4 protein-coding genes and 2 pseudogenes are annotated in these 6141 nt (G+C 74.3%); 5 read left to right on the forward strand and 1 reads right to left on the reverse strand.

Features of this window, described 5'->3' with window-relative positions:
- Window positions 1-132 precede the first annotated feature (132 nt).
- Window positions 133-1245, forward strand: a complete 1113-nt coding sequence (locus MCBG_RS11880) for an ATP-dependent DNA ligase (RefSeq protein WP_043325630.1) — start codon at window positions 133-135, stop codon at window positions 1243-1245.
- 19 nt (window positions 1246-1264) lie between these two features.
- Entirely contained in the window at window positions 1265-2869 is a 1605-nt protein-coding gene (locus MCBG_RS11885; protein WP_043330518.1) for an alpha/beta hydrolase, read from the forward strand.
- Window positions 2870-2920: 51 nt separating this feature from the next.
- On the opposite strand, the pseudogene MCBG_RS11890 reads toward MCBG_RS11885, so the two are convergent.
- Window positions 2921-4198: pseudogene (locus MCBG_RS11890) on the reverse strand (YncE family protein).
- A 163-nt stretch (window positions 4199-4361) separates the two neighbouring features.
- Between MCBG_RS11890 and MCBG_RS11895 the strand changes: the two are divergent.
- From MCBG_RS11895 to MCBG_RS11900, 3 genes and pseudogenes are all read left to right on the forward strand, one after another.
- Complete coding sequence (locus tag MCBG_RS11895) at window positions 4362-5420, forward strand: hypothetical protein (RefSeq protein WP_223201474.1); 1059 nt, start codon at window positions 4362-4364, stop codon at window positions 5418-5420.
- A complete protein-coding gene (locus tag MCBG_RS33985) occupies window positions 5366-5623 on the forward strand; it encodes a helix-turn-helix domain-containing protein (protein ID WP_255358663.1) in 258 nt (85 codons plus the stop codon). Before MCBG_RS11895 ends, MCBG_RS33985 begins: the two co-directional genes overlap by 55 nt.
- Window positions 5620-6073 (forward strand): annotated as a pseudogene (locus MCBG_RS11900) (N-acetyltransferase family protein). Before MCBG_RS33985 ends, MCBG_RS11900 begins: the two are co-directional and overlap by 4 nt.
- Window positions 6074-6141: the final 68 nt, after the last annotated feature.

Raw genomic sequence — 6141 nt, forward strand, 5'->3', positions numbered from 1 at the left:
CGAAGGTAGCTCTGACCTGCGGTTTCACCATCCGGGCAGCGGTGACGAACGCACCCTGGGCGGGACACGCCGCCCGGCCACCCCCGGTGATCTGCCTCACCACTGTCGGTGGGGTCTGGTTGACTGGTCGCCGTGGACCTGCCGATCAACCCTCCGGTCGAGCCGATGCTGGCCAAGAGCGTGTCCGAGCTGCCCACCGATCCCGGCCTGACCTACGAGCCGAAGTGGGACGGCTTCCGCTGCATCGTGTTCCGCGACGGTGACGAGGTCGAGCTGGCCAGCCGGGGCGGCAAGTCGATGACGCGCTACTTCCCGGAGGTGGTCGAGCAGGCGCGCCGGCAGCTCCCGCCCCGGTGCGCCGTCGACGGCGAGCTGATCGTGATCCGCCGGGACGGGCCGGGCGGGCACCCCCGGCTCGACTTCGAGCTGCTGGCCCAGCGGATCCATCCGGCCGCCTCCCGGGTGAAGCTGCTGGCCGAGACCACCCCGGCCGACTTCGTCGCGTTCGACCTGCTGGCCATCGACGACGAGCTGCTCACCGGGCAGCCCTATCCGCAGCGCCGCGAGCGGCTGGAGCAGGCGTTGTCCGGGGTGCGCCCGCCGGTGTACGTGACCCAGGTGACCACCGACCCGGAGACGGCCCGCCGCTGGTTCGAGGTGTTCGAGGGCGCCGGCCTGGACGGGCTGATCGTCAAGCCGGCCGACCTGCCGTACGAGCCGGGCAAGCGGCTCATGTTCAAGGTCAAGCACGCGCGCACCATGGACGCGGTGGTGGCGGGCTTCCGCTGGCACAAGTCCGGCCCGGTGGTGGGCTCGCTGCTGCTGGGGCTCTACGACGACCAGGGCGTGCTGCACCACATCGGCGTCAGCTCCTCGTTCACCATGGCCCGCCGCAAGGAGTTGCTGGACGAGCTGGAGCCCTACCGCGAGGTGGGCGGCGAGCACCCGTGGGTGCACGGCGACCACGAGCGCGGCCAGCGCATCCCGGGCGGGGTGAGCCGGTGGACCGGCGGCAAGAACCTGGAGTGGGAGCCGCTGCGTCCCGAGCTGGTGGTCGAGGTGGCGTACGACGCGATGGAGGGCGACCGGCTGCGGCACACCGCCCGGTTCGTGCGCTGGCGCCCCGACCGTGATCCGCGCTCCTGCGACTACGGCCAGCTCGACCGCCCGATCCGCTACGACGTCGACGAGGTGCTGCGCGGCGATCCGGCGGCGACGGTCGGTGACGCGGCCGGCCGGGCGTAGCCTGGCGGTCGACACGATCATGGAAGGCGCCCACGTGACAGGCTTCCCCGACCGGACCCGCCGGTTCCGGCCCGCCCTCGCCGCGTTCGTCGCGGCGGTGGTGCTCACCGCCGGCTGCACGCTGCCGGCGTTCGCGCCGCGCGCCGAGAGCGAGGGCGAGGCCGCCCCGCCGGGCACCGCCCCGGAGTGGCGGGCCTGCCCGGAGGTGCCGAACGAGCTGGTCGGCCGGGGTGCGGCGGACATGCGCTACGACTGCGCCCGGATCGCCGTGCCGCGCAACTGGGGCACCGGGGCAACCACCGGCGCGACCGCCGGGCCGGGCGCGGGAGAGACGTTCGAGATCGCGCTGATCCGGGCCCGTTCGACAAAGCAGCGCGACCGGATCGGGTCGCTGGTGGTCAACCCCGGCGGGCCGGGGGCCTCGGGCGTGGACACCGCCGTCTACCTGTCCTTCGGTCCGGCGTTCGGCGGGCTGCCGACGTCGGTCACCGACCGGTTCGACATCGTCGGCTTCGACCCGCGCGGGGTGGCCCGGTCCAGCCCGGTCAAGTGCATCTCCGACGCCGACCTGGACGCCAGCTTCGGCTACGACCCCGACCCGGAGAGCCAGTCGTCGTTCGACGGCTTCGTCGGCCTCAACCGGCGCATCGGCGAGCGGTGCGGCGCGAAGTACGGCGACCAGCTTCGGCTCTACGGCACCGAGCAGGCGGCCCGCGACATGGACGCGGTCCGGGCGGCGGTCGGCGACGACAAGCTGACGTACCTCGGCTACTCCTACGGCACGCTGCTCGGCGCCACCTACGCCCAGCTCTATCCGCAGCGTGTGCGCGCCCTGGTGCTCGACGGCGCGGTCGACCCGCAGCAGAAGCTGATCGCCGGGTCGGAGAGCCAGGCGAAGGGCTTCGAGCGGGCGTTCGACAACTTCTCCCGCTGGTGCGCGGCGAACGCCGGCCGCTGCCCGATCGCGCCGGACGCCCGGGGTGCGGTCACCGACGCGATCGCCAAGGCGAAGACCTCCCCGGTACGCGGGCAGGACGGCCGGGAGGCGACCTCCGGCTGGGTCTTCTACGCGGTGATCTCCTCGCTCTACACCGAGCAGGGCTGGCAGGAGCTGGCCCGGGCGATCGACGAGTTGCAGGGCGGTGACCCGGCCGGCGTGTTCAAGCTGGCCGACTCGTACGCGGGCCGGGAGCCGGACGGGCACTACTCCAACCTGTTCGACGCGAACCTGGCGGTCAACTGCGCGGACGAGACCGAGAAGCCGACCCGGGAGCAGGTCCGCTCGCTGCAGTCGCAGTGGCGGCAGAAGTACCCGCTGTTCGGTCCCGCCCTCGCGGTGGGGATGCTCGGCTGCGTGGAGTGGCCCGGCGAGCGGGACCCGTATCCGACCGGCCGGGCGAACGGCGCGCCGCCGATCCTGGTGGTCGGCACCACGGGTGACCCGGCCACGCCGTACGAGCAGACGCCCGCGCTGGCCGCGATGCTGGGCGTGGGTCGGGTGCTCACCTGGGAGGGTGAGGGGCACACCGCGTACCCGCAGACGCCGTGCGTGACGTCGGCGGTCGACGCGTACCTGATCTCGCTCACCGTCCCCCGGGAGGGGCTGCGCTGCCCCGCCCGGTGACGGTCCGGCCGGCGGCCGGGAGCCGGACGCCGGCCGGTGGAACGTCGGCGGTCAGCCGGCGGCCGGGGGTGTCCAGTCCTGCGGCACGTGTCCGATCCGGACGCGCTGGGGGTGGTCGCCGACCGGGACGCTCGCGACCTTCTGCCCGGTCGCGAAGTTGATCGCGGTGACCTGGTCCGCGCCGGATTCGGAGATCACGCAGTCCCGGCCGTCCCCGCTGACCGTGGCCCAGTACGGCTTGTTCGCGGGCACGAGCGGCCCCTCGCGCAGCGTGGCCCGGTCGAGCACCGTGGCGTAGTCGTCCATGGTGCCGGCGACGCAGATCCGGGCGCCGTCGGGGCTCATCGACAGGCCGTGGTGCCGGGAGTCGTTGACCCAGGTGGTGCGGTCCTCGCTGGTGGCCGGGTTCTTCGGCAGCGTGGCGACGCGGGTGATCCGGTCGGTTGCCACGTCGTACTCGACCACGCCGTTGAAGAAGGACACCTGGAAGTAGAGCCGGCTGCCGTCGGGGGTGAACACGGCCGGGCGGACCGCGTCGGAGAGGTCGCGGCGGCCGGCGGCGTCGAGGCGGTCCCGCATGTCGATGACCTTGACCACCTGGTACGTGCTGGTGTCGGCGACGGTGATCCGGCGGTCGCCCTTGGTCCAGTCGAGCCAGGGCGCGTCCAGGTCGGTGTTGACCTCGCCGATGGACATGTTCCACAGCCGGGTGCCGCCGTCGGTGTAGATGTTCTCGTGCGGCTTGTCGCCGGCGCCGAACGAGCCGAGCTGCGTTCCGGTGCGGATGTCCAGCACGTGCACGGTGTTGGAGGTGGAGGCGGAGACCGCGACGCGCGTGCCGTCGGGTGACACGGCCATGTGGTCGGAGCGGTAGCCGGAGACCGGGAACCGCCAGCGCAGCGCGCCGGTGGCCAGGTCGATCGAGACGACGTCGGCGAAGCTGGGCCGGGACACCACCACCGCGCTGCCGTCGGGGGTGGTGTACATGTCGTCGACGAACTGGTCGTGGCCCTCCCCCGGGCCCCTGCCCGGATTCCGAGGAAGTACGCCAGTTTGATCGGGTTGAGGTAGATCTCGAACAAGCAGCGCGGCGCGGTCCGGGATGACGTTGATCCGGCCGAGCTTGGCGTAGTCACCACGGGACCGGATGACGTCGGCGGTGCCGTCCCAGTTGTTGCCGACGAACATCACCTCCTGGAGCGGGACCGCGGCGGCGGCCGGCGCGGGCGCCGTCAGCAGCGGGGCCGGGGCGACGAGAGCGAGCGCGGCCAGCACGGCGAGCGCGGCGCGGCGGCGGGGTCGGGGCGGGCGGAGTGGCACGGGGGTCATGGACACCTCCTGGCAGCCGGTACGACATCGACGTTTCTCAGTGGCGCGAACGGTGTTACCTTGCGGTAACAACCAGGAGAGCAACCGGCCGGCCGCCGGGGCTAGGGACCGGACGCCAACGCCCGCGCGACCTGGTTGTGCCGCGACGACAACGGGAGGCGGCGTGACCCGGACCGGGAACGTCCCCACGTTCGGCACGCTGCTGCGCGACCTGTCCGCCGACCCGGCCGCCGTCGACGAGGTGGCGCGCGCGGCCCGCGTGAACTCCCCCGAGGTGGCCCGGCTGCCCGCCGACGAGGTACGCCGCCAGGTCGTCCTGCTGCTGACCAGTGGCCTCGGCGCGCTGGAACGCCACGAGGACCCGGCCGGACGGGACTTCGCCGAGGCCCGGCGGCTGGGCGCGGACCGGGCCGCGCAGGGCGTCACGGTGGCCGGGCTGCTGCGCGGGGTGCAGGCCGGACGGGACCGCGCGGTGGAGCTGGTGGTCCGGCACGGCCGGGCCGCCGGCATCCCGGACGAGGTGCTGCTGGAGGGGCTGCTCACCATCGGCCGCTACGCCGCGGCGGTGGAGCGGGCAGTGGTCGACGGGCACCGGGCCGCCGAACGGGACCTGCTCCGCACCGGCGCGGCGGCCCGGGCGCACCTGCTGCGGCGGCTGCTGCGCGACGGCCCCGAGGGCCTGCCCCCGGCCGAGCTGACCCGGTTCGGGCTGCGGCCGGACGGGCGCTACCACTGCCTGGTCGCCGCGCCACCCGACCCGGTACGCGCGCACGCGCTGCAGCGGCAGCTCATCCGGCACGGCGGGCTGCTCGGCACCGTCGACGAAAGGCTCGCCGGGCTGCTCCCGCGACCGCGAATAAGCCGTTACCGGCCGGACTCTGCTGACGCTGGTGACGCCCGCGCAGCCGCTGGCGCGGACTTCCGGCCATGTACGCGCTCTGCCTGGCGGCGCTGGCCACGGCGGCGCACCGGCGGCTGCGCGGCCTGCGTCAGGTCACCGACCTGGCCGGGGAGACCGCGCTGGCCGCCCAGCCGGTCCTGGCCGAGCTGCTGCGCGGCACGCTGCTCGGCGCGCTCGACCCGGCCGACGACTTCCACCGGGACCTCGCCGGCACCGCGCTCGCCTGGCTGCACCACGGTCAGCGGCTGGACCAGACCGCCGCCGCGCTGCACGTACACCCGAACACGGTGCGCTACCGGCTGCGGCGGCTGCGGGAGCTGACCGGCGGGCCGCCGGTTCGAGGAGGGCGCGCGGTGCACGGTGCCGGGAGACCGTGCACTGGTGGTGGGCGCTGCGCAGCTGGCTGGACGGCGGCTGACCCCGGACGGCGCAACCGGCCCCCGCGTCGGGACGCCGCCCGGGCCCACGCGGGACGCCGCCCGGGTCACGCCGGCGCACGGCACTGTGCCAGGCTGGCCGGATGACCGAGGTGATCTTCCGGGAGGCGGTCCGCGCCGACCTGCCGGCCGTGCTCGCGCTGCTCGCCGACGACGTGCTGTGGCGTACCCGTGACCTGCCCGAGGTGGACGCGGCGTACGAGCGGGCCTTTCGCCGACCTCGACGCCGATCCGCGCAACGAGCTGATCGTCGCCGACGACGGCGGGGAGCTGGTCGGCTGCTTCCAGCTCACGTACATCCCCGGGCTGGGCCGGCACGGCGCCGAGCGGTGCCTAATCGAGTCGGTGCGGGTGCGCTCCGACCGGCGCGGCCGTGGGCTGGGCGGGACGATGATGCGCTGGGCGATCGACCGGGCCCGGGAGCGCGGCTGCGCGCTGGTGCAGCTCACCACCGACAAACAGCGCGCCGACGCGCACCGGTTCTACCGCGACCTGGGCTTCGTGGCCAGCCACGAGGGCATGAAGCTGGCGCTCTGACCAGGCCGCGACCAGGCGCCGGGCCGCCGCGACCCGGCACCCGGCCGCGATCGGGCGCCGGGCCGCCG

This window comes from Micromonospora sp. M42 (assembly GCF_000568915.1).
Lineage (GTDB): Bacteria > Actinomycetota > Actinomycetes > Mycobacteriales > Micromonosporaceae > Micromonospora > Micromonospora chalcea.

Coding starts and splice junctions, on each gene's coding strand:
- MCBG_RS11885 (WP_043330518.1), top strand. CDS start 1,265: ATGGAAGGCGCCCACGTGACAGGCTTCCCCGACCGGACCCGCCGGTTC.